Origin of the sequence: Rhodovulum viride (assembly GCF_003265965.1) — a bacterium.
GTDB classification, from domain to species: Bacteria; Pseudomonadota; Alphaproteobacteria; order Rhodobacterales; family Rhodobacteraceae; genus Rhodovulum; species Rhodovulum kholense.
On the sequence record NZ_MUAV01000170.1, the window covers coordinates 1 to 541 of the forward strand.

1 protein-coding gene is annotated in these 541 nt (G+C 66.7%); it reads right to left on the reverse strand.

The genetic code is table 11. The annotated features are described in order from the left end of the window. Positions 1-541: IS5 family transposase (locus tag BYZ73_RS21680; protein ID WP_112317604.1), on the reverse strand; the 541-nt coding region annotated here is incomplete at both ends.

The following is a 541-nucleotide window of genomic DNA, read 5'->3' on the forward strand; positions in this document are numbered from 1 at the left end:
CAGGCGGTCGAAGTCCCGTGACATCAGCCTCTGGCCGAGCAGTTTCACGCAGTTCGTTTTCGTTTCGACCCTGCTCCGGCGGTGGGACCCGCTCCAATTCCGCCAGAGTGCCCGGCCGAGGTGCTTCGATGCTCGCAGGATCTCGTTTCGTGCGCGGGCTCCGGCGCTGTCCCGCTTCCATGGCCTGGCGTTGCGGCGCGGCGGAATGATTTCGGCCGCGCCGCGGTCGGCGATGGCGTCGTGGCAGGCGCGCGTGTCGTAGGCGCCGTCGGCAGTGACCGTGGCGATTTGCCGATCCAGGCCGATCTGCTTCAGGAGCTCAGGCAGCATCGGCGCGTCGCCTGCATTGCCGGAGGTGACCTCGACGGCCCGGATCTCCAGCGTTTCCTCGTCTATGCCGATGTGGATCTTGCGCCAGACACGGCGCTTCGAGGCGCCGTGTTTGCGTCTGTGCCACTCGCCTTCCACCTTGATGCCGGTGCTATCCACGAGCAGGTGCAGCGGCCCCTTGGATCCGCGATACGGGATGGTCACGTCCAGG